This window comes from Serratia sp. Res13-Sevr-LER1-36-b (assembly GCF_015673035.1).
In the GTDB taxonomy this organism is placed as follows: Bacteria; Pseudomonadota; Gammaproteobacteria; order Enterobacterales; family Enterobacteriaceae; genus Chania; species Chania fonticola_C.
In genome coordinates, this window is sequence record NZ_JADACK010000044.1 from 143,925 (window position 1) to 169,404 (window position 25,480).

Consider the following 25,480-nt stretch of genomic DNA (forward strand, 5'->3'; position numbering starts at 1 on the left):
GTGGCAATTGACATATTCCAAAAAAATCATAACACCGCTAATGCAGGATATTTCTCGTTAAATAATAAGATTGAATACAATAAAAAATACACTACTAGATATACAGTAAAAAATAACAATAATTAATAAAGGATAATTCCCTGAGCGTAAAGTCAGCCCCACATCAAGAACGAAAGATATTAAAGAAAATCTAAACGGTATTACGAGGCGATAATCGGAAGGAGAAAGCGGAGCAACTTGCAATGTTGATAACGCGAGGCGTACGGCAATGGGCTTTTTATCATAGCCAACACAATAATGCGGAAAATGATTCAGATCATAACCAGGAATCATCTTAATCCGTACCATCATCGGCATCCTGCCACCGCGGGTACTCATTATCTTAGCCGGGAAATCATTAGCGTTGATAGATTAACCATAGCCAAAAACCGGGCCGACGGCATCAACTGAAGATAATTTACTCACATTGGCAAACGGCATACTAAGCTTGAAGAGTCTACGAGTGGTTGAAACTGAAGGAAACAATATGGGTTGCGCACGCCCGCTAGTGGGTAAGGGGAATAGCGCCGGGAGTGCGTGAAATCCGAGGCGGTTGTGTCCTACGGTCACAGTAGCAAGATTAAGTTCCCGCAGCAGCGAGAACAAAGGCCGGAGCTGGCCTAGACGAGCGGTAAGACGTGATGCATATGGTCAACGAGTTAACTCATCGCTCCCCCTAAAATCCGATCCTAAGAGATTGCATCGTGAATATAAAACTGGTTGCCGTTGTGCTTTGCACACTTTTTCTTACTGCCTGTGACAGAGAGACGCCTGAAGAACCCACAAGCGTCCGTCCGGTGAACATTTTTGAAGTTAGCAACAGTGCCCAGCAAGGAGTACGCATCTTCCCTGCCAGGATTATCGCGGGTGACCGTACCGACCTGGCCTTTAAGCGCCCAGGGCAACTGCAGCAATTGCTGGTACGAGAAGGGGAACGAGTCAACCAGGGGCAAGTGATTGCCGAGCTAAACAGTAATGACGCACGCCTGCGGCTACGTGATCGGCAGGCCACATTCGATCTGGCGCAGGCTCAGTTCAATCGTTTCGCCACCCTGAGTGCCCGCAATGTTATTCCCCGTGCCGAACTGGATGTTCATCGCGCAGCGCGTGACTCGGCACAGGCCGCCTTGAAGTTGGCCAGGGAAGAAGTGAGCGATATGCAAATCCGTGCCCCCTTTACCGGTGTGATTGCCACGCTCACTGCCCGTAACTATCAAGTGATCCCGGCAGGCCAACCGATAGCGACCCTGAACTCGCTGGATTCGCTGGATGTAGTCTTCAGCATCCCCGAAAATCTGTTCATTGTGATTGATGAAAACAATGCACAGTACCAACCTATTGTTCTGTTGAACAACTTGCCAGGCCGCGAGTTTACCGCTCGCTATAAAGAACACACCACCAATACCACAGCGGGCTCATTGACCTATCAAATGACCCTGACCATGCCGCGCCCACAAGATCTGCCACTACTCTCGGGAATGAGCGGCAGCGTGAAAATCAATCTCGGTAATCTGGCCGGGGCTTCGCAGAAGGCCAATGTCATTGTGCCCGTAGAAGCGATATTTAACCCAGATAACAGCCCACGCAATCAGCCCCATGTGTGGGTGATCAAGGAACGTGATGGCAAACTGTTTGTGGAATCTCGTCAGGTTGAAACTGGACAACTGACCGCGAACGGAATACAGATCGTCTCCGGTCTGGCCGATGGTGAACGGATTGTCGCCGCCGGTACTCGCGAACTGCGCCCAAATCAGGAAGTGCGCGCCTGGGTCCGTGAGCGAGGTCTGTAATGAAACTGACAGAGAACTTTATCAACAACGGCACCCGAATCTGGCTGGCGATCCTGCTGCTAGGTATTGGCGGCGTGCTGGCGTTTCTCAACATCGGCAGGCTGGAGGATCCGGCCTTTACCATCAAGACTGCGGTGGTGGTCACCCGCTATGACGGCGCTTCGGCCCAGCAGGTGGAGGAAGAAGTCACCCTGCCGCTGGAAAATGCCATTCAGCAACTGCCTTATATCGACAACGTTACCTCCATTTCCAGCGTGGGGCTGTCGCAGATCACCATTAATATCCGTGCCGAATACGGTGCCGCTGAACTGCCGCAAATCTGGGATGTGTTGCGCCGGCGCATTGGCGATGCCGCGATACGGTTACCGCCCGGTGCCAGCCCTCCGATAGTGAACGATGATTTTGGCGATGTGTACGGCTTCTTCTTCTCGCTATATGGCGATGGCTTTAGCAATCAGGAGCTGCGCAACTTTGCCGAGCTGCTACGCCGTGAGTTAGTGGTGGTGCCGGGCGTAGGTAAGGTAGGGATTGTCGGGGTGATCCCGGAAGAGGTGCAGATTGAGATTTCCCGCGCCCAGATGACTGCCGCCAATATTATCCCACAGCGGCTTTACGATCTGTTGAGCCGGCAGAACGTGGTATCCAACGCTGGGGATCTGTTGGTGGGCAGCGAGTCGATCAGGCTGCATCCCACCGGGGAATTTGCCAGCGTGCAAGAATTGGGGAACCTGCTGATTAGCGAGCCAGGCAGCCCGCGCAGCGTTTACCTGCGCGATATCGCCACTATCAGCCAGGGCGTAACCCACTCTCCCAATAATATCTACCGTGCCAACGGGCGGCCTGCGCTCTCCATCGGCGTATCCTTTGCCCCGAATGTGAACGTGATTGTGGTGGGCGAGGCGGTCAAGGCCCGGTTGGCCCAACTGCAAGCAGAACGCCCCGCCGGGATGGATATCAGCGTTTTCTACGATCAGTCCCATGAAGTAGAAGGCGCGGTGAACGGCTTTATCATGAACTTCTTGCTGGCGCTGCTGATCGTGGTCGGCACCCTGCTGATCTTTATGGGGGTGCGTAGCGGGCTGGTGATCGCCGCCTCGCTGGCGCTGAACGTGCTTGGCACCCTGCTGATCATGAAGCTGTTCAACATTGAGCTGCAGCGCGTTTCGCTCGGGGCGCTGGTGATCGCCTTAAGTATGTTGGTGGATAACGCCATTGTGATCGTCGAGGGCGTGCTGGTTGGGCGGCAACAGGGTGAAAAGACCCTGCAGGCCATTAATAACGTGGTCAAACGCACCATGTTCCCGCTACTGGGGGCGACGGTGATTGCCATTCTGGCGTTTGCACCGATCGGCTTATCCAATGATGCCACCGGGGAATACTGTAAGTCACTGTTCCAGGTACTGCTGATTTCCCTGATGCTGAGCTGGTTCACCGCCTTGACCCTGACGCCGGTATTCACCAAATGGGCGTTTGAAAAACAGAAAATGGCCGAGCCAAAACCCGATGAGCCGGTCAAATCCCCTTATGATGGTTGGCTGTTCCGGGTCTATCGCAATCTGTTGGGCAAACTGCTGCGCCAGCGCACCATTACGTTGGGGGTGCTGGCTGCGTTGATGGTCGTCTCGGTGATCGGCTTTGGCAACGTGCGCCAAAGCTTCTTCCCGCCGTCCAATACGCCGATCTTCTTCGTCGATCTCTGGCTGCCCTACGGCACCGATATCGCCTACACCGAAAAGATTGCAGCCCAGATCGAGCAGCATATCCAGGCGCAAGACGGCGTCAGCGATACCATGGTCACCATCGGCCAGGGGGCAATGCGCTTTATGCTCACCTACAACGCGCAGCGGCAATATTCCAACTATGCACAGATAATGGTACGAGCCAAACAGCTCAACCAGATCCCGGGTATGATCGGCCAAATAGAGGGCTACGTACGCAACAATTTCCCCCAGGTGAACGCCCAGGCCAAACGCATCATGTTCGGGCCATCGAATAACAGTTCCATTGAGGCGCGCTTTATCGGCCCGGATCCGAACGTGCTGCGAACGCTGGCGGCCAAGGCAGAAACCATCGCCAGCGCGGACCCCAATGCCGACGGCGTTATGCACGACTGGCAACAGCGCAGCAAGGTCATTCGTCCGCAGTTCTCGGATTATCTTGGCCGTGAATTAGGGGTGGATAAACGCGAAATCGACAGTGCGCTGCGCATGAGTTTTGGCGGGATAGCCGTTGGCCTATATCGTGATGGCACACGGTTAATGCCGATTGTGTTAAGAACGCCGGACTCGGAGCGGTTGAATGCCGAACGGTTGAACGACGTGATGATCTGGAGCCAGGCGCGGCAGGCGTTTATTCCCATCGACAACGTGGTCAACGGCTTTACTACCGAGTGGGAAGATCCTCTGATCATGCGCCGGGATCGCAAGCGTACCCTGACGGTTCAGGCCGATCCTAGCTCCCAAAGCGGTGAAACCTCTGCCGAACTGTTGCAACGCATCAAACCGGATATTGATGCCATCCCATTACCGCGCGGCTATGAACTGAATTGGGGCGGCGACTATGAAAGCACCAAGGAAGCCCAGGCCGGGTTGTTCACCAGCCTGCCGGTGGCCTTTGTGATCATGTTCATCATCACCGTGCTGATGTTCAGCTCGCTGAAAAATGCCGTCGCGATCTGGCTGACCATTCCACTGGCCTTGATTGGGGTCACCGTGGGCTTCCTGCTAACCGGTATTCCGTTTGGCTTTATGGCGCTGATTGGCCTGTTGAGTTTAAGCGGCATGTTGATCCGTAATGGCATTGTGCTGGTAGAGGAGATCGGGTTACAGCGGCAGGAAAAACCGATCCTGGAGGCCATCATCGACGCTTCTACCTCGCGTTTGCGCCCTATCCTGCTGACGGCCTTTACCACCGTACTTGGTCTGGCCCCACTGCTTAGCGATGCTTTCTTCCAGAGCATGGCGGTGGTGATCATGTTCGGCCTGGGCTTCGCTACCGTGCTGACGTTGTTGGTGCTGCCGGTGATCTACAGCTGTATGAACTCCGATAAGCAAAAGGTCACACCGCAAACCGAGGGCTAAGACTGAAGTAAAGGCACTGCATAAGCCCGGTTGAATATTTGTATTCGATCGGGCTATTGCAAACGCGGGCATTGGTTTACTGTGTAGCCAGTTCAAAACCAAACAAGGAGAAGTACAAAGTGATTAAAGAAACAATCTTGGGATGTTCGCTGCTGTTGGTCTCTGCCACAGCGTTGGCCGGGGGTTGTGACAGCCCGCGTACCCCTTATGACGTGACCTACTGCGCGGCATTGGAGATGGTGCAGTTGGATCAAGAAATCAATGTGCAATACAAAAAGGTGATGGGGCTGCTGACTCAGCCGCAAAAGCAGACGCTGAAGCAGTCGCAGATCGAATGGCTGAAAAATCGGGACAGTCAATGTAGCGACGACTCCATGATCAATGTCGCTTGCTCAAACAAGACCATGCAAAGCCGTATCGATTTTCTGAAAAGCGTAGAGCGGGAATGCAAGAGTACCGGCTGTGACAGCAAAAAACTGGCTCAACAGCAGTAATAGGATCGGGGCGCCTACGCTGCGCCCCGACTAAAAAATCACTATTTGGTTAACGCGATAATGCCCAATGTCAGGCCAGCCACCGCTGCCGCCCCGCCTGCAATCGCCCCAGCGGTTTCCCAGTTATCCTGGGTGGTGCCTTTCATACAGGTATTGGTATGAACCAGACGGCCTTGGTCATCATAGACCGGTACGCAAGGCGACTCGGTAGCACACCCGGACAGTAAAACGGCCAGCAGGCCCGCAGCAATAAACTTACTCATACTCACACCTCGGCGTTCAACAGCCAAAAAAACATCAAATGAATGAAAATCGCGCCACTGTACCACCGATGCCTATAGCGATGGATCCGGAATAGTCGCAAAATGTGTGGGGGTGAAACAATTAGATTAGGGCTGGTGATGGTAAAGTTGGTTCATGCTTTATCGCGCTACCTTCAATGGATAACGGACACAGTATGAAAAAATGAGTAGATGAAGGAGTTCAGCATTTCCCCCCTTCACACCACTAGCGCTGTTGATATTTTCTGATGGCAGGCTTGAGCAAACCACCAAACACATTGACCAGCAAGCCCACGATGATAACCAATGCACCGATCATTTGTTGCAATGATAGCCTTTCGTCTAATAGCCATGCGGCAGAGAGAATACCGATAACCGGCACCAGCAGCGTCAACGGCGCAACGCGCCAGGTTTCGTAACGGCTCAACAGGTTACCCCAGATGCCATAACCCATAATGGTGGCAACAAACGCCAGATAGATCAGCGCTAGAATAGTTTCGCCTTGAATATGCACCAGGCTGTCAATCAACTGAGTTTTCCCCTCAAACAGCCATGAGCATATGAAGAACAGCACCACTGGTACGGGCGTGCTCCACACCACCAGTGACATGATCGGCACATTGCGATCGCGCATAATCACCTTATTAGTGATATTCCCCAGTCCCCAGGATAACGCTGCGGCCAGCGTCAACATCATGGTGGTCAACGTGATGCCTGCCGTCGTTTGCCCAGCCATGCCCGCACTAGCCAACATAAACATGCCAACGGTGGCAATCATAATCCCGGCAATATGGTTCCACTTCAGCTTTTCGGCCAGCAGCAGCGCGCCGAGCAAAATGGTAAAGAAAGCCTGAGCCTGCAACACCAGTGATGCCAAGCCCGCAGGCATGCCAAGCTTGATCGCCATAAACAGGAAAGCGAACTGACCAAAGCTGATGGTGATACCGTACGCCAGCATCCAGCGAAGCGGGATCTGCGGTGGTTTGACAAACAGGATGGCAGGGAACATGACTAGCGCAAAACGCAGGCCTGCCAATAAAAACGGTGGCATGCCATACAGCCCAACTTTAATCACCACAAAGTTCAGCCCCCAGGCTACCACCACGAACAGCGCCAATAACCTATCCTTCACTGACATCATGCATTCCTTTTATTTCCCGTAGAGAGGCTGCGACTTGTCAGGCCAGCGGCCACAGTATCAAGACGATTTATTGTTTATAGCCGAAATGTTAGCATTAACGGGCGGCATAAGATGCTGCTGCACTACCTCTCGTATTATCGCGGCTGCTGAACCCCGATAACACCGATGAGGCATTAACATGACTGACATACGTGGCCGGGCCTGGCGCCTGGTTAACAACAAACGCAACAAACACCGTGAGATGGGGGATTTTCAACCCAAGTTCACCAAAGAGAAGCGGTGGAAAATGCTCTACACCCGCTCACATAAAATAACGCGAGCGAGTCAATTAGGCATAGAGTATCCGCAGATATCCCGCGCCGTAGCCCGGCGTAACGCACTCGATGAGATCGAATAACCATGAATGTGCTGTTTGTCTGCAGCCGTAATCAATGGCGCAGCCCTACCGCAGAACGCATCTGGCAACGGACTCCCGGCCTGACCGCAAGGTCGGCCGGGACCAGCCGTCATGCCATAAAAACGGTGACACCGGAGTTATTGCACTGGGCAGATATGATTTTTGTCATGGAGCAAAAACACAAAAACCGGCTGGTGGCCGAGTATCGCCGCCTGTTGGAACATAAACCGCTGCATGTTCTCGATATACCTGATGACTACCAATATATGGACCCCGAACTTATCACTCTACTAGAGCAATCTACTGAGCCATTCCTGTTGCCTTTCATCCTGAAATAATCTTCTAGGGTACATGTCCCCGTAAGTGGTGGATGCCAGTAAACGCTCTCTGCTCATCCAGATTAACCTTTCCTGAATTCCAGGTTCAACGTACTAATAATCAATAGGATAACGTCATCGTAACGGTATCTTTATAGCTCCCCGCCGGCACATTCTGTTGTGATGGATCGGTAGCATAGAAGACTCTCAATTTTTGCTCTTTGCCATTACCCTCCCCCGCGGCTTGATTTGCATCCCATACCTGAGTATGTAATTCATCTTTATACATCTGGTAACGTAAAAAAGTATCCGAGGTCTGTGATTTCATCTGGTGCCAACCAATGCTGTCGTTCTCCCCCTGAAAGCTAATGGTATAGGGGGTCGTGTTAGTACAACGCAGGGTAATATCTTGCGTTTGCGTCAGCTCCGATGAAAAGGCACCATCAAAATGCACATCTGGGGTATTGATAATGCGGCAGTCGTCTTTCAGCGTTGCCGTCAAGGTAACCGTCGGGTTGTTATCGGCGGTCAAGTCAAGATCAGGGATGAGGGTGCGGCCAGAAGCCACCTGCCCGTTGAGACGAAGAGTAATGTTATCAGAGTAAGCTCCTGGTATAGGAGGCGATAAGGCAATCTTTTTCGGATCGGTGGTGATATGCACATGCGCAACGTAATCATACGGTCCACTGGGGATAGGCCATATACGACCTTTACCGCATGTGCCCTTTGTTGCACAATCATCAGGCATTTCTCCATCGGTGACTTTCTGAAAAATCTGCGGCATCAGAGAAGGAACAGATGCATCCGTTCCCCAATTGTAGGTTATTTTTTTATTCACCGTATCGACGCAAAGCAGATTGGAGCCATGATTACCAAGGCAAAAGACAAAGGGCAATAAACTTTGGTTCGCCTGATTTGCCGACATGGCCAGAAAAGAAGTCGCGCTATTATGCTGCTGCTCTACCACTAACCCTATATGCTGAGCATCTTTGGTGGTGATATCGGGAGCTTGATCGCACCAGACATGAACCGCTTGGCTGTAATCCTGCGGGGTATCGGCAAGATCCAACGGAGAAACTGCCCCACCCGCAGTGAAATCGACCACTTCATCCGTCCAACTAATATCACAGATCTTAGACCAGTTTATGGTAATAGCCCAAGTCGAAGGCACAAAAGTCAGGCTAAGCGCCAGCAAAAGAAAATGCAGGGTTATTGTGCGCATGTTTCCACCTCAATGCCGTGTTTATTTTCTGCTGAAAGCTGGAAGGAACACCGTTTTTGTCCGTCCGAAACCAGCGTGTAAGTCTCGGTCACCCGCGGCCTTTTCATTGAAACCAAGTCACCATTACCCAACAGCGCGACGGTATGGTGATGTTGATCCTGGATCTCGCTTCCTGATGTTAAAGTCACTCCACGTGGCGGAACAAGGCGCAGCAATACTTGGTCATTCAAGTTTTGTAGGGAAAATTTCGCGCTGTAACCCGAGTTTTCCGGCACAAAGAAACTCTTTCTCACGTCAGTGACATTGACATCTTCAGGCAAATAGGAAGGATCGATCGTGACCAGATTCTTTTCATAGGGGACGACGTCAATGATAAAACCAATCCCCTGATTATTCGTTTTGCCTTTCAAGGCTCCATCCAGGTAATACGGGACCCCCTCTACGCCATAGGTGTCCACTTTGACAAACGCATTTCCCACCGTTTTGGTGAAAAAGACGCTTTTATCCATAAACACTACACTCCCCTGCAGCCCAACCCATGGCGTTAGATCCCTGTAACCGTATGCCCCACCACTGGCGATGAACGCTGGCATTTTCCAAGTGGCAGACATATCGCGATAGCCCATGTCGGCATTTCTCTCGCGGCTATAATTCAGATCCCAATCAACCCCTAGATCTGAACCGGAGTTATGCGTCAGTGAAACGACATTCGTACTGGCGTTACTGTTGCTCTGCATATTTTGTACACCGATTCGGGTATTACCGCCGAAAGGAAGTGATATCCCTAGCATAAAGTTATCCGCCCGGTCCTCAGAGAAGGCTTTACTGTAAGAAATCGACAGACTGAAAAGATTGGCGACAAGGGTACTGTATGACAAATTGGCTATTTTATGCGTAATGCCAATATCATCGCGCTGATAAATAAACCCAGCCCCCAGGACGCCAGCCGAAGCGCCAAGTGCATAAGAAGCAAATATCTGATCCGAGGCTAATGCACTACCGTAATCAGAATCAAAACTGTCTAAATCCCGGTAGCCGCCGCTTGAGCGGATGTGACTGATGTTAATATTGGCGCGCTGGAATTGTTTGCTGTAACCAAGGTATTCTCTGGCACCTCGCCGCGAGTATTGCGCATCACTCATGGTGACCGTGGCATCAAGACGGCCCCAGCTATTCATATTGAACTGGAATCCCCCCCCCAGCATCTTCAACCCATCCGCACCCTCAATATGGGAAAGTGCGGTGAGGCGGTCGGTCATACCATAGCGATAAGAACCACTGAGGGCGATATTCTTGTATTGATCATCCTGCCAACCATAATTGTAGCGCAGCGCTCCAACTGAAAAATTGAAGTCGCTTAATCCAGGACGCAGCATGTCAGTCTGGATACTGTAAGGAATACGGCTAGAGACCTGCCGACCATTCGCATCGGTGGTCACTACCGTCATTGTTCCATCACCATTAATAAAAGGGATATTGTTGATAACATAAGCGCCAGGATCGACATGAGAACTGGCCGAACGATAGCCATTCACAAAAAAGTCTAGCGAAGAGGGCGTCGAAGCAGTGCCTCTCAGACGCAGAGAGGGATAAGTGACAATATCGGGGCGTAGCGTGTAGTCCCGACGGAGCTGAATTCCCCCCATGTAGACACCACCAAAACCATTGCCCGAATCGGTTTGAATGTCACCAAGTATCAGCTTTTGTGCACTGTTGCGATTATTGAAAACCCAACTGGTATTCAGCCGCTTGAATCTGGAATAGCCGTGCCCCCCTTGATGGAGATTGATATACTGCCCGGAAAGATTCACGTAGCCAAAATGATTAAAGTAGCGCCCATTCATCCAGGAAGAGAAATAACTACTGTTACGAGGGTGCTCATCATAAATATCGTAATCAAAGACAAAGCCTGGAGTTACATTCTCAGCGTAATAGGGGGAATTCCAGCGATCCGGGATTTTAACGAGCTGTAATGGTATCCAATCTGGAGGGATATCAATCGCCAGCTCCAGAGTTTTGGCATTATAAATGGCGGTGACACCGCTGATTTTTCTTATATCCACATAGTGATCTTTCACCTGATAGCCTGCGTAACGAATGTGTAGGCTGTCCAGAGTCTCTGTAGGCAGAGCAATCATACTGCCATTCATGATGACCCGCTCAGGAGAGGGCAAATGTTTTCCGTTTTCGCTAATATTGACCATGAAAATATGGTCCTGCCTTGCGTTGTTCTGGGTGGGAATAGTGTCAACGTAGGTTGCTGCATGAACCATTGTCGTCGGTATTATGATTAGCAGACATACCGTAATCTTATTCATTATCATTTCGCTCTCGCTCTCAGCCAGGCGCAGGGAAAATTGCTGCTACTTATCTGGATGGATGAATTTCCAAAGCGCTTGCAGCAGCTGGAATTAAATGATCATGAGGGAGTACGAACGCCATTTTAGCATTTGGCAAAACATAGCTGACGGGAATATCCTGGTGATAGCATGCTTTTTTTCCACATTTAAAATCAATGGAGGTGATTTTTACGTGCGTCTTATCATGATTCTCTATCCATAACGTATTTTTTTTAACAGACCAGATTAAATGATGTTTTTCTTTTGGTACACCGTCTGCACCAGGAAGAATAGCGGATTGCAACTCTTGCCCATAGACAAACAGGGGGAGAATATATTGCATGCGGATTTTTATATTGCTCTGTGTGCTCTTTTGATTTACATCAGGCGTCGGTAACTCGTCGATAATAACCTTTAAGTCATGCTCTTTGTCGCCTTGATTCTTGATACCATATATCCTTATCGGGATCTTTTTTTGCGGCGGGATAATGGTAAAAGCAGGTACCGTATAAACCTCATTTTGTTCTGCATACAAGTTATTAGAGTCTGCCTGTTGCCAGTTCAATACCCTGACTTGCAGACTGACACTTTCACTACCTACGTTTTTTAACCAAAAAACGCTGTTCTTAGCACTACCAGTAAAAGAAATCGTGACCGGCCAGATTTCCATATTTGCTGCTGCAAAGCAATGAGTAGAAAATGCCAGCATGGCAAAAGAAAAAAGTAATTTATTCATGCGGTATTCCACCAAATAATTTATTTTGCATTTAGTAAGAGACAGTTATAGTTGCTGTGTCTGTATAATGACCTGGTATAAGTGGAGATGGAGGGTGATTTATTTCCACGTCAATTTCAATTTTGTTATTTAACTCATAGGGGGTGAATATAATGGGAGTTTCCCATTCAATCTTCTTTCCCTCTTTCACTGCAAAAATCTGATAGGGGATCAGTTGGTCATTTCCTCCATCCAATGCTAACGCTCGGTTACCCCTGCTTAAGGGATGCTGCCCACTATCAATACCAATGGTTGCGTTAGCACCAGGTGTACACTGCAGGTTAAAATAGGCTTGGCTGGAAACTGAGGATTGGCCAATCAATAGGTCAGGCAGATCCACAGAAAGTTTATTGCTCCCTATGAATCTGCAACCGTTATTAATAGTGGCCGTGACATCAAACTTCGCGCTGACTTGCTGGCCAGCCTTAGCCTGTACAGGGGAATTCATGGTGGATAACCCCAGCACCAGTATCAAGGATGTTGAAGACAATTTGATGCCCATGACCTTCAATTACCAGCTTATGGTGGCTTCAATGGTATCCGTATACTTCCCTGCCTGAGCATTTTGTGGGACAGTGGCCTTAGCATAAAGTGAGACATCGCCAGAACTGGTGATTTTTACTGGCTGATTCGGTTTGATAATACTGGTACCTTCTTGAACAATGGAAAGGGTATAGGGCATTTTCGTTGTATTATCTTCATTCAACATATTGTATGCGTCGTTATCACCCTGTTTCCCTGCATCTAAAATCAATGAAGGTTGTGCTCCCGCCGTACATTGAATATTAATTTTATCTTGTGCGTTTAGTTGAGAGCCTGCAGTTGCACCTGTATCAGGAAAAGCTAACATCATCCATTGCTGGCCATCAGAAACGGTGGATAAATCACTGGGTTGCTGGGCAGATTTAACAACGCAGCCGGGTAATACATTCAAGGAAACTGAAATTTCACCAGAAATAGAGTTGCTATTTACACTCGCATTAGCCACGACAGAAATTGCCGCCCCCAGTATAAAACACAAGCTTCTTGCTTTGAAAAAATGACATTTCATTACAACCCCTTAAATATTAATTAAGAATTTTCGCAAAAGACTAAATCAATAATACTCGCAGTAAAACACGTTATTACCAATGAAAATTCCTCAATCGATCGTTTTTATCTATGTTACAGAATGGATATAAAACACAACAATCCCTTGTTTTAATTGCGATTTATAGGGAATAAGAAAATCCGTTGAAATCTTTAGTTTCATAAATAAAAACAGCCTTACAGAAATATGTTTTTTGATTTACACTTTGATATATCCCCTTACCAATTCCGTGATACAAAATAATTATCATCATTCAAAAAATGAAAGATAATTTTAATGAAAAATAAGACCAGCACACAAAAATAGAGTTCAATAATAATTATCATTATTGAAGTGATAATGGGATCTATTAACTGAATAAATTCATTATCATTACTGGTAATATTAAAACATATGGTCTGCCATCCGTGGACCAGTACAGCCCGACGTTGAACGGTTGAAGTAACTTGAAGACGAGAATGCGCAGCCCGAAGAGGCTGCTCGTACATGTCATATTAGATAAGGAGGTGCTATAAGTAGGTCTGGACTGAAAGCATGACAAACTAAAGTAGTGTTGATGCGTGATATGACCAGGGCATTGCAACGTTTCGCCTGCAAGATCGCCTGAGTTAAAACCCTGTTTAATCTATTTACATGTGAATATCAATAATAGATAAAAGTTCCTTTGTAGTATATGCAATATAATCTGGCTTAACTTTCCAGTGTTTAGGTTCAGAAAGACTATATGCTGCAGCTACTGAGATAACATTAACGCCGAGTTCGGATTGTATGTTACGAGCAAATTGCGTATCAGACTCATGGTCGCCTATATACATAATTGAATGATTTTTAGCATGGCCAAAAATTGACTTTAAACATTTAACACCACCAAATGGATGTGGTTTTTGGTAATGATTTGGAACATCATCGTAACCAACAATAGCTTTAAAAAATTCAGACACCCCATTTATTTCAAGCACTCTACGGATATTTCCCTTTGAGTTTTGTGAGCAAATACCATGAGGGATATCTCTTGATTTAATTAAAACATCTTTAATATCATCAAAAAGCACAACTTTGGTTTTATTTTTATCTTGAAACTCTGCCCACAGGCTTCCGGCAATTAACATTTCTTCATGCGACAACCCATAGTAATCAATATATAGCTCTTGCCAATTTTTAGCTCTATGATTAGCGATATGGTATAACTCTTCACTCTGTAAGCATTTGGGTGAATTTTCTTTTGTCAAATGTGGCGCGACAATGGATAGAATCTCCTTAGTGATGGAAATATTTTTGGGGACGGTATTAACCAGTGTTCCATCATAATCCCAAAGTATTGCATCTAACTTCATTTAATCAATCTCTTACTCATAGTTAATCAAGCTCAATCATAGCATAAAATCATATGCCATTAAACATTACCCAACATTAAACCATGCCTAGAAAAATCACTCCCCCCAATCATCAAAATGGATTACATGAAAGGTATTATTAAAATCACTTTTAATTTAAAGTAAACAATCATCATGGATTTTAAACTGCATTTGTGGCGCTGCTGCATTGATTATAAGTTAAACTATAGTAAGTAATGTAGCCAATTAGTAAGTAAGATGTGCATGGTAATGATGCTGCTGTGTAACCTTTAAAAACAAAACAAATATAATACAATATGTTAGTGATACGCCATTTGTCATTACTTAGGTATATTGAACATCTTGGCTTCCATTTTTATTTTTTTCTTGATTTCCCTGTTTTGTTGAATGATAATTGACGCAAAGGTAATGGTGCTCTACCTTCTCCGAACCGCCACTTATAATTAACCTATAAAGTGGATAATGGCGCCTGATATATTTTCGCTTATTCAAATAGGCTAACTTATCAGGTATCGTCATGAAAAAATCAACAAAAACCTATTATTACTTGGTACACGTAGAGAATAAACCCTCTAAATCCATCCTTGCCTTTGTTTTACCCTGTATTTATTACCTCTCCTATTCCTCACGATCTGTAATTAGCAATAAAAAACATCATGAAATGTTTTTTAAAACAGTGAGTTATAAAAATACGCATATTTTGGACATTGCCATCATGAATAAATTTTTAAAAACCCTATTTTTAATAGGTACCATTCTTTTAGTTAACAATATGGTGAGCGCTTCTATGAGAGGAGTGTCAAACCATCATCCCACCCATACAAAAACCGCAATTAAAAGACTAGGTAGATTATCTTTTAGAGTATCAACAAATAGACGAAACCATTGTTTAGTTTGTTAATACTACCATTAGGAATTACATCATGGTGATATTAAAAAAAATATTTCCCACCATAGAACGTTTAGTTATATCTAAGGAGTGTATTTTGAAAATTAAAAAAACATGCTATGCTTTGCTTTTCCTCATTGCTCCACTATCTGCACTTGCGGGGCAAGAGTTATCTTTAAATTCTGGAGTTACTTATATAGAAGGTAATGATGCAGGTGGTCATATACAAATAGGGTATCAATATGGTTTTACAAAAAACCTGGGCATTTATACTGGCTATGCCTATGGACATGCTAGTCTAGCTGGCGATACAGCCCTAATTATTTCAGATGGTTACGCTCATCCTGAAAATATAACCTATCATACAATTCCGCTCGCCTTGCAAGCCATGCTGCCTTTGGGGCATCATTCACTCTATATTCGAGCAGGCACTAACCTTTATCATGAAGATAATACTATTGAGAGTAAAAACGGACTTGGCCTTTATGGCGCCGTTGGGTGGAAGTATTATTTTGGTGATGAGCGGCATTGGAGTATCGGCTTATCTTATCAACGTATGAAAATGCACAATTACAATGTAAACATAGGGACGTTTGATATAGGATATGGCTTTTAGTGATTAGCCTGCCATTATTCCATCACTGGAGCACACCCAATTCTACAGACAGTTTCTTTCCTCACGATGAGGCCTTTTCGAAGGCCTCTGGACAGATGCCGCTGTGATAACGGTGGCGCCGTGTCCGGTTGTAGAGTACTTCAATGTAGTCGTGAAACGTAGTTCAGAATAATAAAATTCACCTAGAATTCAAAGTAGTGAAGCTTTAAACGATTTTCTGAATGTCAGGAAAAAAATGATCACGGTCAAAGTAGGCGGCATTTTTGTTGCACAGATTATAATTTTGCCCTATGCTTTTTTTCAAGGTGATGGTGTTCCACCTTTCCCAACCGCCGGACTGTCCAGTTCGGATGATGACGCCTGATATACATTTTTGCTTTTATCCTTAGGCACGTATGTCAGGTACACTTATGAAAAAAAATCATCTTTTACCTTTGATCTTTCTTGCGTCTGATACCTCAGAGGAGACGCTGAAATGATCTATGTCTTTGGCCATCAGAATCCCGACAGCGACAGCATCTGCAGCGCACTCATTACAGCAGACTGGCTGACAAATCTCGGCAAGCGCGCGACTCCTTTTAGGCTCGGTGAAATTACACCTGAAACGGCATTTATTCTGCAGCAGGCCGGCGTAGCCCCTCCCCCCTTGCTCGACGAAGACCTCAGTGGCAAACAGGTATGGCTGGTCGACTTTACCGATCTGGAACAGGGCCCTTCCTCACTTGCCGACGGCAACATTGTTGGCATCATAGACCATCACCGGCTGGGCACCGTTATGACACAGGATCCCCCGGATGTTTGGATACGTTCCTATGGCTGCTGTGCCACGGTGATCTGGCAAATCCTTACCCTTGAAAATCCTCAGCCGATCTCTTCATCTCAGGCCATTCTGATGTTAGGAGCGATACTGAGTGATACTGTTGCGCTCACATCACCTACCACTACAGCTCAAGACATCGCTGCCGTGCAGTCATTATCCTCCATAAGCCAACTCAATTATGACTCTTTCGTGAAAGAGTTGCTGATCGCGAAAACAGATATTGGGGGGCAAACACCAGACTCACTTCTTAAGAAAGATGCCAAACGCTACCGGATTAACGCCCAGTCGGTGCTGCTTTCTCAAATCGAAGTCGCCAGCATGTCAGCAGTAGATGCAATGCTCGCTGACCTACTTATCGCATTAACAAAAGAGTGTCAGTCCGGCGATTTTGACATTGCGATGTTGGCTGTCACGGACATCTTTAAGAAACACACAACGATATATTTCTCAGAAAATAATGCGTTCAATCTAACGTGTCTGTCTCTTCCAGGCATTATAAGCAGGAAAAAAGAGATACTGCCGTGGCTGACGGATACTCTCTCAACCTCCTCGAGGTAATCAATGCAAATGTATAAACATGCTCTGTTAATGCTCAGCGATGAAACCGACGGCCAGTTTCTGCTTCAAAGTGTCGCCAGGGGTTTTCATGAACAAGGGACGGTGATCACCCTTGGACACCTCACTTCAGATCTTCAAGAGTTAGACATTACCTCAGACTCTTTAACGAAAGACCGGCAGTCTGCTGAAATTATTGCGGTAAAAGCAATGCTTAGTCGGTTAGTGAAGACAGTCAATTTTCCCGTGGATGTGAAAGAGATAGTGACGATCAGCCGCTTTAAAGACGTAGAGGCCTACGTCGCCGATGCGGGTGTAGATCTGGTCATTATGGGACATAAAAACAGACTTTTCGGGATGCTCTCTTCCCATTCAATTGAATTCGTCAACCATCTGACCGTTGACGTGTTGATTAAGCATATTGCAACCAACTGATATTAGAGGTTTATATGAGCTTTATTATTGAAACAATCCATGCCCGTGAAATCCTGGACTCTCGGGGTAACCCAACCCTGGAAGTCGATGTTTCAACCCAATGCGGTACTGTTGCAAGAGCCTCCGTCCCCTCCGGAGCAAGTACCGGTTCGCGAGAGGCTATAGAGCGCCGCGATGGTGATAAAGCGCGCTTCGGCGGGAAAGGAGTCCTCAACGCGATCAAAAGCGTTAACACTGAGATTCATAACAGCCTTAAAGGGCATGATGTACGCGATCAGCGCGGCATCGATAACATTATGATTGCCCTGGATGGGACGGATAATAAAGCGCGCCTGGGGGCAAATGCTATTTTGGGCGCTTCATTGGCCGTATCACGGCTCGCCGCTCAACTATCTCATACGCCTTTGTACCGCTATCTTGGTGGGATTGGGGCAAATCTGCTGCCGGTGCCTTGCATGAATATCATCAATGGGGGCGTTCATGCCCGCGGTCAGGGGGCTGACTTTCAGGAATATATGATTGCGCCTTACGGTGCACCAACGTTCAGGGAGGCCATGCGTTGGGGTAGCGAAGTATATCAGTCGCTTCGTCAGGTTCTTCTTGAAATGGGCCTGTCGACCGGTGTGGGCGATGAAGGCGGTTTTGCCCCGGCAGTTTCTTCAAATCGTGAACCGCTGGAACTGATTGTCCTTGCCATAGAGAGAGCAGGGTTCCGCCCTAATGAAGATATCGTTATCTGTATGGACCCAGCCTCCAGTGAGTTTTATCGAAACGGAAAATATCATCTGCGTACGGAGAATGCCGAGCTGACCTCGCAGGAGATGGCGGACTACTACCAGATGCTGGTTAAAACCTTCCCGATTGTCCTTATTGAAGATGGCCTTGCGGAAGATGACTGGGCAGGATGGAAAATTCTGCATGATCGATTGGGAGATCAGATTGAACTGGTTGGTGACGATCTGTTTGTGACCAATGTGAAGTATATACAGCGCGGGATTGATGAAAATCTTGCGAATGCTGCATTGATTAAACTCAATCAGATTGGCTCCCTGAGTGAAACCTTTGATGCGGTTCAGCTCTGCCATGACAACAACTGGGGTGCCTTTATCTCACACCGCAGCGGAGAGACGATCGACAGCTTTATCGCCGATATGACAGTGGCCATGCGTGCAGGTCATCTCAAAACAGGAGCCCCGTGCCGGGGTGAGCGTATCGAAAAATACAACCAGCTCATGCGAATTGAGGATGAGTTGGGCTCGTCAGCACAGTTTGCAGGAAAGTCAGCCTTTAAATAACCTATTATGGCAATAACCCTGGCGAACCGCCGGGGTTATTAATGGATGTATATTTATTCTTTCTATGCTTACACCCGCGATGCAAAGCTTGATTGTCATAAACAGGAAAGCGAACTGACCAACGCTACTGAACCCCGATAACACCGATGAGGCATTAACATGGCTGAAATACGCGGCCGAACCTGGCACCTTGCATCCTGCAATAATCTTGTCGGGCACATGCCCACAGAAGCGGAGATTTCCCTTGCAGTGAGCCGTTTATCATAAGCAGAAAATAGTCCCTGAGTCTGGTAATCTACCAGGCTTGAGCTCTTGGGTTTTAAGCCTTCCGGCTAACTACCTATGGTACAGTAAGGCATCACGTCAGTGATTATGTGATTGATTATAGGGATATAAAAGTATGATTGCCGAACATACCGCGTTTTTCGCCAGCCCCTCCAAGCGATGTGATGATGTGTCTGCCATCGAGCGTAGAATAGCGACAAAGACGCTCTACTTATTGCTTTCTCCCGTTTTCACACTTGTTTTCATTGCATCTCTGGCTACGCCAACCCTATTTTTTATCGAGGGTGACACCTTTCTACTGGGTGTTTTATTTTTATTGTTCCTTCTCCCCCTGAATTATTTATTCTTTAAAAGAATTAGCGACAACTTAAAATTAAAGCATGGAGAGGTATACTTTAACGTCACCTCTGAAGGTGTTTTTTATACGCGATACAACGATCTTTCAGGCGGTGTAAGTCATTATCAGCTACTATGGCCAGAAGTCACTGGCTCGTTAGAGGACGGCACCAAGGCCACGATTGGCTTTCGTAATACGGGCTATAAAAACAACACTAAAAACCTGGTTATCTACACCGTAAACCAATCTGGTGAAACGAAAGAAAATTTAGTCCCGGTGCATGAAATAAAGAAATTCAAGCATTACTGGGATATTACACGTGCAATACTGATGCAGATTGCCTCGCTGCAACGGCCTGAGCTGGTGATTTCTGAGGAGGTTTTCTATGACTTCAATGTTAACCCCTCGACGTTTCAGTTTCAGAAGAAAAGCCTTCGAAGAAGGCTGGCAAACTTCGTTGGGATCACTACGTCACTTATCCTTATATGCGGGGCCTTGTATGGTGTATCTATAGGGCTTACAACGATTGAAATGAGTGGCTTCTGGTTTGCGATGTCTCTGGTGATTTTGTTTTTGGTTATGTTATTAATCATCGCGTTCACCGTGGTGATCTTTGGTCGCATCCCTTTCTTTAGGAATAGTTTTCCAACGTATACTTTGGTTGCGTACAGGGCTGAGTAAGAGGCATCAGGCGTTGCCATCAACGTGAGCGCTCCGTAGTATGGACCAGCTGATTTAAGGGATAGAGAACTTTTAAGGGGGTGGTAACCATGCGTTTTTTGGCTTTGCTTTGCTTTTCTCTCCTTTCGTTTGCTGCACTCCCACAGCCCGCATTGGCCATTGAAAATCCCAGTGCCTTTTTAGCACGGATTTATGCCACCTATAGCCATGATGATGTTTCAGTCGCATTCATTAGCCAAACGGGTCCGAAGCGCATTGCTTCAAAGAAATTCATCGCGGTGCTGGCAGAGGATCAGGCGCTAACCTTGCCGGGCGATATAGGCTATCTTGACGCTGACCCGATCTGCCAGTGTCAGGATTATCAGAACCTGGTGGTGAAGAATATCAATATTCTCTCTAACGATAATAAAAAATCGCATGCCACAGTCACCTTTCGCGCTTTTAGTGATAGCAACCTTACGACAACCACCGGGTTTGATTTAGTGGCTGAGAATGGGCAATGGTTTATTGACGATATTTTTGATACCAATCAGCAAAGTGTTCATCATGCTATTGATGCAAATAATAAAGCCCTACGTATAAAGGGAGAAACATTGCCATAATCGCTAGTTGCCTTTGTCATTTGAGGGTTCATTGCGAACGCCTGGCGCTATCGTGCCTTGCGCTTTTTCATCGCGCCATTGCTTGCGCAAAGAAAACATTTTCTCCAGGGCACGTCGTATGGTAGTTATCCAACCGGCCGGCCGTGGATCCGCCAACATGCTTAATGCACGTGCATAGTCAAGCACCAGCCCTGGTGTCCAGGCCATCGTTTTTGCTCGTTTACGTATTTGTACCGCCACCCATAATTCCGGCGTCGTGAGAATTTTACTCAACACCCACCAGTGGCCACGTTGTCCCCATATTTTGCTCACTACACCTTCCAGCGCCGCTTCAAGACCCCGCGCCACACTGCTTGAGCAGTTACGATGCGTAAGATTATAAGTATTGTCTTCACGATAAACTTCCCAGAAACGTTTCAGACGTTCAGCATCGTAGTTTCTGATCCGCACGCGCTGGGTTGAAGGACACCATGCACCTGACTCAGTCACATAATCCGGTTGGAATCTCCCTTCAACATTATTGTCTGCGGTTGCCCGTAGCAAGCGGGTAAATTGATCTGGCGACCGGTCAATATCGACCGCCGGATACAAACTGATATAAATACCTTCCGGAGATTCAAGTGCAGCATGGCCAGTGGAAATCACTCCGTTTTTATCCACCGCAGCAATATAACGATCAATAACAGGATGAGGCACCGTTGCACTCTTCGAGGATCCCACTGGAGTCCAGACATGTATGGTCAGTGCAGGTTCATCATCAGCCGGAGGGCCTTCCCATTCAGTTACCAAAGGCGTGGTTATTGCGCTACTGGCTTCCTCTGCGGCCTTATTACCCAAAACTGCTGGGTTGACCTCCAGCTTTTTGACGCGCATCGCCAGCATAACCATATTCCACCCACCAAACATCAACCCCAGGCCTAAACAATAAGGCACGGTGCCGACATAATGGGTCGGATAGGGCTGAAAGAAGAAAATAGCTAACATGACTTCCAATACACCGCCAGCCACCACCAACTTCCAGTTTTTATAGCGCACGACCCCAGCAGAGACAATTTGCAGTAGCCCATCGGCCAAAAACAAAGTGCCAAAAATCATCGATAAAATAAAATGGCCATGGTGTTGTCCACTCAAGATCAATACCGCAGCCAGGGAAAATGCGCCCCCTTTTACGTAACGCAAGGTACGTTGCCCGCCGATGCCGGTATGCGCGACCATCAGCGTTGCCAGTCCCTCAACCAACAACAGGAAAGCGAAGGGATGCAAAGGGAAATAAATCGCGTTATCTAACGCATCGATGAAAACGATTAAGCCCGCTAACACACCTAACCAACCGGCAGTCATCAACCCTCGCCAGCGGTTACGCAAATAATCGACCCCCAATAAAATCATTACCAACCGAACCATGCCTTATTCCCCTCTAATTGTAAGGCGGCTTGTCAGATCTACGCAGAAGTGGTTTTCCAAGATGGCATGAGTATAGTTTCCACCTCTGAAATCACGCAATTTGTGTCGTTTCAAACTGCATAGGTGCAACTACACGCATTTCTGCACAAGATACTGGGTTGATTGGGGAAATGCGGGTTAAACCAAGTTGATATAGAAAATGATAAAAACGCTGTTAAATCAGAGAGTTGTTGATTTTGGTGGAGTTCGGGGAGACTTGAGATTGGAGCGGGTGAAGGGAATCGAACCCTCGTATGCAGCTTGGGAAGCTGCCGTTCTACCATTGAACTACACCCGCTTAGGTGTGCGACTGGCATTATAACCGGTTATGCGCGCCGGGCAAGAGAAGAAAGTGCATAACTGCCGATGTTTTAAGCGGTTAGCAACACCCCGCTCTCTTCAGGCGAAAAAAAACCGGCACAGTCGCCTGCACCGGTTTAATCACTTGGCGAAGATTACTTGCTCGGGCGCATGGCCGGGAACAGGATCACGTCGCGGATGGTGTGGCTGTTGGTCAACAGCATCACCATACGGTCGATACCGATGCCCAAGCCTGCAGTTGGCGGCAGGCCGTGTTCCAGCGCGGTGACGTAGTCTTCGTCGTAGAACATCGCTTCGTCGTCACCAGCATCCTTCGCGCTAACCTGATCGGCAAAACGCTGCGCCTGATCTTCTGCGTCGTTCAGTTCCGAGAAGCCGTTACCGATTTCACGCCCACCGATGAAGAATTCGAAACGGTCGGTGATTTCCGGGTTCTCGTCGTTACGGCGTGCCAGCGGAGAAACCTCTGCCGGATACTCGGTGATGAAGGTTGGCTGGATCAGATGGCTTTCCGCGGTCTCTTCGAAGATCTCGGTAACCACGCGGCCCAGGCCCCAGCTCTTCTCAACCTTGATGCCGATCGACTCGGCAATCGCTACGGATTTAGCCATATCGTTCAGATCGTCCAGATTGGTTTCCGGGCGATATTTCTTGATCGCTTCACGCATGGTCAGCTTGTCAAACGGCTTGCCGAAGTCGAACACCTCATCGCCATAAGGCACTTTGGTGTCACCCAGCACGTCCTGCGCCAGCGTACGGAACAGCGACTCAGTCAGTTCGATCAGGTCTTTGTAATCCGCATACGCCATATAGAGTTCCATCATGGTGAACTCTGGGTTATGACGCGGGGAAACGCCTTCGTTACGGAAGTTACGGTTGATCTCGAACACGCGCTCGAAGCCACCTACCACCAGGCGCTTCAGATACAGCTCTGGCGCGATACGCAGGTACATGTCGATGTCCAGCGCGTTGTGGTGAGTAACGAACGGACGAGCAGACGCGCCGCCAGGGATCACCTGCATCATCGGGGTTTCGACTTCCATAAAGCCTCGACCCACCATGAAGTTACGGATCGCCGCCATCACCTGAGAACGGATCTTGAAGGTGTTACGGGATTCTTCGTTGGCGATCAGATCCAGATAACGCTGGCGATAACGGGTTTCCTGATCGGCCAGGCCGTGGAACTTGTCTGGCAGTGGACGCAGTGCTTTGGTCAGCAGACGCAGCTCGGTACAGTGGATAGACAGTTCGCCAGTTTTGGTCTTGAACAGCTTACCGCGTGCGCCGAGGATATCGCCCAGGTCCCATTTCTTGAACTGCTCGTTGTAAACGCCTTCAGGCAGATCGTCACGTGCGACGTAGAGCTGAATGCGGCCACCCATGTCCTGCAGCGTCACGAAGGAGGCTTTACCCATGATACGGCGGGTCATCATACGGCCAGCCACGGTCACTTCGATACCCAGAGACTCCAGCTCTTCATTTTCTTTGCTGCCGTATTCGGCATGCAGCTTGTCGGAGGTGGTATCACGACGGAAGTCGTTCGGGAACGCAATGCCGTTCTCGCGCAGCGCGGCCAGTTTTTCACGGCGTGACTGCAGCTCGTTGTTGAGATCCAACGCCTGTTCGGCGCCTTGTGCTTGTTGCTCAGACATTTCTGTTCCTCATAACCCGGCTTTCAAACTTGCCTCAATGAATTTATCCAGGTCGCCATCCAGTACGGCCTGCGTATTACGTGTTTCGACGTTGGTGCGCAAATCCTTGATGCGGGAGTCATCCAGCACGTAAGAACGGATTTGGCTGCCCCAGCCGATATCAGACTTGTTGTCTTCCAGCATTTGCTTATCAGCATTTTTCTTTTGCATCTCGTATTCATACAGCTTGGCGCGTAGCTGTTTGAATGCCTGATCCTTGTTCTTATGCTGAGAGCGATCGTTCTGGCACTGCACCACAATGTTGGTTGGCAAGTGGGTAATACGCACCGCCGACTCGGTTTTGTTAACGTGCTGACCACCGGCACCGGAGGCGCGGTAAACGTCAATGCGCAGATCGGCCGGGTTGATTTCGATATCGATATCGTCATCCACTTCCGGATAGATAAATACGGAACTGAAGGAGGTATGGCGACGGCCACCGGAGTCGAATGGGCTCTTGCGTACCAGGCGATGCACGCCGGTTTCAGTACGTAACCAGCCAAACGCGTAGTCGCCGATAACCTTGATGGTTGCCGATTTCAGGCCCGCGACGTCGCCGTCGGACTCTTCAATCACTTCCGTTTTAAAGCCTTTGGATTCCGCCCAACGCAGGTACATGCGCAGCAACATGCTGGCCCAGTCCTGTGCTTCTGTGCCGCCGGAGCCTGCCTGGATATCCAGGTAGCAGTCCGCGCTATCATATTCACCAGAGAACATACGACGGAATTCTAGTTGTTCCAGCTTGGCGCTCAGTTGATCGAGCTCAACCACGGTCTCGTTAAAGGTGTCTTCGTCTTCCGCCTCGACCGCCAGTTCCAGCAGGCCCGTGACGTCTTCACAGCCTTGTTCCAGTTGATCGATGGTTTCAACAATGGCTTCCAGCGACGAGCGCTCTTTGCCTAATGCCTGTGCGCGTTCAGGTTCGTTCCAAACGTCCGGCTGTTCCAGCTCGGCGTTAACTTCTTCTAAGCGTTCTTTCTTGGCATCATAGTCAAAGATACCCCCTGAGAACGGCTGTCCGCTCGGACACATCCTGAATGCGGTTTTTTACCGGATTAATTTCAAACATGATTTTTTGCGTTCTTACGTTGATGTCGTCGATGGCGAAATGCCATTGGAACCGGTAATTCTAGCGGATCCAGCGGCCAGTTTATAGCGAGTTGGTCAGTTTTTGTGGGGGATTGAGATCA

The 25,480-nt window shown here is 48.0% G+C and carries 23 protein-coding genes, 1 tRNA gene and 1 riboswitch; of the genes, 11 read left to right on the forward strand and 13 right to left on the reverse strand.

What is annotated here, in order from left to right:
* Window positions 1–57: 57 nt before the first annotated feature.
* Window positions 58–378 (reverse strand): hypothetical protein, encoded by a 321-nt coding sequence (locus IMQ33_RS24490; RefSeq protein WP_196062826.1) that lies wholly within the window; start codon window positions 376–378, stop codon window positions 58–60.
* Between the two features lie 365 nt (window positions 379–743).
* On the opposite strand from IMQ33_RS24490, the gene IMQ33_RS24495 reads away from it, so the two are divergent.
* The 3 genes from IMQ33_RS24495 to IMQ33_RS24505 all read left to right on the forward strand — a co-directional run bounded on the left by IMQ33_RS24495 (window position 744) and on the right by IMQ33_RS24505 (window position 5,403).
* On the forward strand, window positions 744–1,829 hold the full coding sequence (locus tag IMQ33_RS24495) for an efflux RND transporter periplasmic adaptor subunit (RefSeq protein ID WP_065684459.1): 1,086 nt from the start codon (window positions 744–746) through the stop codon (window positions 1,827–1,829).
* Entirely contained in the window at window positions 1,829–4,909 is a 3,081-nt protein-coding gene (locus tag IMQ33_RS24500) for an efflux RND transporter permease subunit (protein ID WP_065684460.1), read from the forward strand. The genes IMQ33_RS24495 and IMQ33_RS24500 overlap by 1 nt, the downstream gene beginning before the upstream one ends.
* Before the next feature lie 119 nt (window positions 4,910–5,028).
* Complete coding sequence (locus tag IMQ33_RS24505; protein WP_024484999.1) at window positions 5,029–5,403, forward strand: lysozyme inhibitor LprI family protein; 375 nt, start codon at window positions 5,029–5,031, stop codon at window positions 5,401–5,403.
* Window positions 5,404–5,444: 41 nt separating this feature from the next.
* Here IMQ33_RS24505 and IMQ33_RS24510 read toward each other — a convergent pair whose 3' ends face one another.
* Both IMQ33_RS24510 and IMQ33_RS24515 read right to left on the reverse strand, forming a co-directional pair.
* Window positions 5,445–5,666 (reverse strand): hypothetical protein, encoded by a 222-nt coding sequence (locus IMQ33_RS24510; RefSeq protein ID WP_021179822.1) that lies wholly within the window; start codon window positions 5,664–5,666, stop codon window positions 5,445–5,447.
* A 244-nt stretch (window positions 5,667–5,910) separates the two neighbouring features.
* Entirely contained in the window at window positions 5,911–6,822 is a 912-nt protein-coding gene (locus IMQ33_RS24515; RefSeq protein ID WP_161713908.1) for an EamA family transporter, read from the reverse strand.
* Between the two features lie 181 nt (window positions 6,823–7,003).
* On the opposite strand from IMQ33_RS24515, the gene IMQ33_RS24520 reads away from it, so the two are divergent.
* Together IMQ33_RS24520 and IMQ33_RS24525 are read left to right on the forward strand one after the other, a co-directional pair.
* Window positions 7,004–7,222 carry a hypothetical protein gene (locus IMQ33_RS24520; RefSeq protein WP_024531042.1) on the forward strand — a complete coding sequence of 73 codons (219 nt, stop codon included), beginning with the start codon at window positions 7,004–7,006 and terminating at the stop codon, window positions 7,220–7,222.
* Window positions 7,223–7,224: 2 nt separating this feature from the next.
* Entirely contained in the window at window positions 7,225–7,560 is a 336-nt protein-coding gene (locus tag IMQ33_RS24525; protein ID WP_065684463.1) for a low molecular weight protein tyrosine phosphatase family protein, read from the forward strand.
* Window positions 7,561–7,660: 100 nt separating this feature from the next.
* Here IMQ33_RS24525 and IMQ33_RS24530 read toward each other — a convergent pair whose 3' ends face one another.
* The 6 genes from IMQ33_RS24530 to IMQ33_RS24555 form a co-directional block, all read right to left on the reverse strand.
* Window positions 7,661–8,761, reverse strand: coding sequence for a spore coat U domain-containing protein (locus tag IMQ33_RS24530; protein ID WP_186529103.1), 1,101 nt, complete (start codon window positions 8,759–8,761; stop codon window positions 7,661–7,663).
* Window positions 8,749–11,079 (reverse strand): fimbria/pilus outer membrane usher protein, encoded by a 2,331-nt coding sequence (locus IMQ33_RS24535; protein ID WP_196062827.1) that lies wholly within the window; start codon window positions 11,077–11,079, stop codon window positions 8,749–8,751. Before IMQ33_RS24535 ends, IMQ33_RS24530 begins: the two co-directional genes overlap by 13 nt.
* 49 nt (window positions 11,080–11,128) lie before the next feature.
* Window positions 11,129–11,836 (reverse strand): molecular chaperone, encoded by a 708-nt coding sequence (locus IMQ33_RS24540; RefSeq protein ID WP_196062828.1) that lies wholly within the window; start codon window positions 11,834–11,836, stop codon window positions 11,129–11,131.
* Between the two features lie 31 nt (window positions 11,837–11,867).
* Window positions 11,868–12,377: a spore coat protein U domain-containing protein gene (locus tag IMQ33_RS24545; protein WP_196062829.1), complete on the reverse strand. Its 510-nt coding sequence runs from the start codon at window positions 12,375–12,377 to the stop codon at window positions 11,868–11,870.
* A 9-nt stretch (window positions 12,378–12,386) separates the two neighbouring features.
* Window positions 12,387–12,926, reverse strand: coding sequence for a spore coat protein U domain-containing protein (locus IMQ33_RS24550; RefSeq protein ID WP_196062830.1), 540 nt, complete (start codon window positions 12,924–12,926; stop codon window positions 12,387–12,389).
* A 668-nt stretch (window positions 12,927–13,594) separates the two neighbouring features.
* On the reverse strand, window positions 13,595–14,299 hold the full coding sequence (locus tag IMQ33_RS24555) for an HAD family hydrolase (RefSeq protein ID WP_196062831.1): 705 nt from the start codon (window positions 14,297–14,299) through the stop codon (window positions 13,595–13,597).
* A gap of 944 nt (window positions 14,300–15,243) precedes the next feature.
* Here IMQ33_RS24555 and IMQ33_RS24560 point away from each other — a divergent pair.
* The 6 genes from IMQ33_RS24560 to IMQ33_RS24585 all read left to right on the forward strand — a co-directional run bounded on the left by IMQ33_RS24560 (window position 15,244) and on the right by IMQ33_RS24585 (window position 20,835).
* Window positions 15,244–15,825 (forward strand): porin family protein, encoded by a 582-nt coding sequence (locus tag IMQ33_RS24560; protein ID WP_196062832.1) that lies wholly within the window; start codon window positions 15,244–15,246, stop codon window positions 15,823–15,825.
* 295 nt (window positions 15,826–16,120) lie between these two features.
* Window positions 16,121–16,195: riboswitch (Fluoride riboswitch) on the forward strand.
* A 105-nt stretch (window positions 16,196–16,300) separates the two neighbouring features.
* Window positions 16,301–17,203, forward strand: coding sequence for a manganese-dependent inorganic pyrophosphatase (locus IMQ33_RS24565; protein WP_196062833.1), 903 nt, complete (start codon window positions 16,301–16,303; stop codon window positions 17,201–17,203).
* Between the two features lie 3 nt (window positions 17,204–17,206).
* On the forward strand, window positions 17,207–17,635 hold the full coding sequence (locus IMQ33_RS24570; protein WP_196062834.1) for a universal stress protein: 429 nt from the start codon (window positions 17,207–17,209) through the stop codon (window positions 17,633–17,635).
* A 14-nt stretch (window positions 17,636–17,649) separates the two neighbouring features.
* Window positions 17,650–18,930 (forward strand): phosphopyruvate hydratase, encoded by a 1,281-nt coding sequence (gene eno / locus IMQ33_RS24575; RefSeq protein ID WP_196062835.1) that lies wholly within the window; start codon window positions 17,650–17,652, stop codon window positions 18,928–18,930.
* Between the two features lie 400 nt (window positions 18,931–19,330).
* Window positions 19,331–20,233 (forward strand): hypothetical protein, encoded by a 903-nt coding sequence (locus IMQ33_RS24580; protein WP_098929873.1) that lies wholly within the window; start codon window positions 19,331–19,333, stop codon window positions 20,231–20,233.
* An 89-nt stretch (window positions 20,234–20,322) separates the two neighbouring features.
* On the forward strand, window positions 20,323–20,835 hold the full coding sequence (locus IMQ33_RS24585) for a DUF3828 domain-containing protein (protein WP_196062836.1): 513 nt from the start codon (window positions 20,323–20,325) through the stop codon (window positions 20,833–20,835).
* Between the two features lie 3 nt (window positions 20,836–20,838).
* On the opposite strand, the gene IMQ33_RS24590 is transcribed toward IMQ33_RS24585, so the two are convergent.
* The 4 genes from IMQ33_RS24590 to prfB form a co-directional block, all read right to left on the reverse strand.
* Window positions 20,839–22,239: an HdeD family acid-resistance protein gene (locus tag IMQ33_RS24590; RefSeq protein ID WP_196062837.1), complete on the reverse strand. Its 1,401-nt coding sequence runs from the start codon at window positions 22,237–22,239 to the stop codon at window positions 20,839–20,841.
* Between the two features lie 263 nt (window positions 22,240–22,502).
* A tRNA-Gly gene (locus IMQ33_RS24595) sits at window positions 22,503–22,576 on the reverse strand.
* 157 nt (window positions 22,577–22,733) lie between these two features.
* The gene (gene lysS / locus IMQ33_RS24600; protein ID WP_065684477.1) at window positions 22,734–24,251 is read right to left on the reverse strand and encodes a lysine--tRNA ligase; all 1,518 of its coding nucleotides are present in this window, start codon (window positions 24,249–24,251) and stop codon (window positions 22,734–22,736) included.
* Between the two features lie 9 nt (window positions 24,252–24,260).
* A protein-coding gene (gene prfB / locus IMQ33_RS24605) for a peptide chain release factor 2 (protein ID WP_196062838.1) occupies window positions 24,261–25,359 on the reverse strand; the annotation gives its coding sequence in 2 pieces (ribosomal slippage) (window positions 24,261–25,283 and window positions 25,285–25,359; 1,098 coding nt in all).
* Window positions 25,360–25,480: the final 121 nt, after the last annotated feature.

What these genes read in the sequence shown, in the direction of transcription:
- IMQ33_RS24590 (WP_196062837.1), bottom strand. Translation starts at nt 22,239, where the DNA reads ATGGTTCGGTTGGTAATGATTTTATTGGGGGTCGATTATTTGCGTAAC.
- IMQ33_RS24510 (WP_021179822.1), bottom strand. Translation starts at nt 5,666, where the DNA reads ATGAGTAAGTTTATTGCTGCGGGCCTGCTGGCCGTTTTACTGTCCGGG.
- lysS (WP_065684477.1), bottom strand. Translation starts at nt 24,251, where the DNA reads ATGTCTGAGCAACAAGCACAAGGCGCCGAACAGGCGTTGGATCTCAAC.
- IMQ33_RS24550 (WP_196062830.1), bottom strand. Translation starts at nt 12,926, where the DNA reads ATGAAATGTCATTTTTTCAAAGCAAGAAGCTTGTGTTTTATACTGGGG.
- IMQ33_RS24580 (WP_098929873.1), top strand. Translation starts at nt 19,331, where the DNA reads ATGATTGCCGAACATACCGCGTTTTTCGCCAGCCCCTCCAAGCGATGT.
- IMQ33_RS24500 (WP_065684460.1), top strand. Translation starts at nt 1,829, where the DNA reads ATGAAACTGACAGAGAACTTTATCAACAACGGCACCCGAATCTGGCTG.
- IMQ33_RS24515 (WP_161713908.1), bottom strand. Translation starts at nt 6,822, where the DNA reads ATGTCAGTGAAGGATAGGTTATTGGCGCTGTTCGTGGTGGTAGCCTGG.
- IMQ33_RS24545 (WP_196062829.1), bottom strand. Translation starts at nt 12,377, where the DNA reads ATGGGCATCAAATTGTCTTCAACATCCTTGATACTGGTGCTGGGGTTA.
- IMQ33_RS24530 (WP_186529103.1), bottom strand. Translation starts at nt 8,761, where the DNA reads ATGCGCACAATAACCCTGCATTTTCTTTTGCTGGCGCTTAGCCTGACT.
- IMQ33_RS24560 (WP_196062832.1), top strand. Translation starts at nt 15,244, where the DNA reads ATGGTGATATTAAAAAAAATATTTCCCACCATAGAACGTTTAGTTATA.
- IMQ33_RS24555 (WP_196062831.1), bottom strand. Translation starts at nt 14,299, where the DNA reads ATGAAGTTAGATGCAATACTTTGGGATTATGATGGAACACTGGTTAAT.
- IMQ33_RS24525 (WP_065684463.1), top strand. Translation starts at nt 7,225, where the DNA reads ATGAATGTGCTGTTTGTCTGCAGCCGTAATCAATGGCGCAGCCCTACC.
- IMQ33_RS24540 (WP_196062828.1), bottom strand. Translation starts at nt 11,836, where the DNA reads ATGAATAAATTACTTTTTTCTTTTGCCATGCTGGCATTTTCTACTCAT.
- eno (WP_196062835.1), top strand. Translation starts at nt 17,650, where the DNA reads ATGAGCTTTATTATTGAAACAATCCATGCCCGTGAAATCCTGGACTCT.
- IMQ33_RS24490 (WP_196062826.1), bottom strand. Translation starts at nt 378, where the DNA reads ATGAGTACCCGCGGTGGCAGGATGCCGATGATGGTACGGATTAAGATG.
- IMQ33_RS24565 (WP_196062833.1), top strand. Translation starts at nt 16,301, where the DNA reads ATGATCTATGTCTTTGGCCATCAGAATCCCGACAGCGACAGCATCTGC.
- IMQ33_RS24585 (WP_196062836.1), top strand. Translation starts at nt 20,323, where the DNA reads ATGCGTTTTTTGGCTTTGCTTTGCTTTTCTCTCCTTTCGTTTGCTGCA.
- IMQ33_RS24520 (WP_024531042.1), top strand. Translation starts at nt 7,004, where the DNA reads ATGACTGACATACGTGGCCGGGCCTGGCGCCTGGTTAACAACAAACGC.
- IMQ33_RS24535 (WP_196062827.1), bottom strand. Translation starts at nt 11,079, where the DNA reads ATGAATAAGATTACGGTATGTCTGCTAATCATAATACCGACGACAATG.
- IMQ33_RS24570 (WP_196062834.1), top strand. Translation starts at nt 17,207, where the DNA reads ATGCAAATGTATAAACATGCTCTGTTAATGCTCAGCGATGAAACCGAC.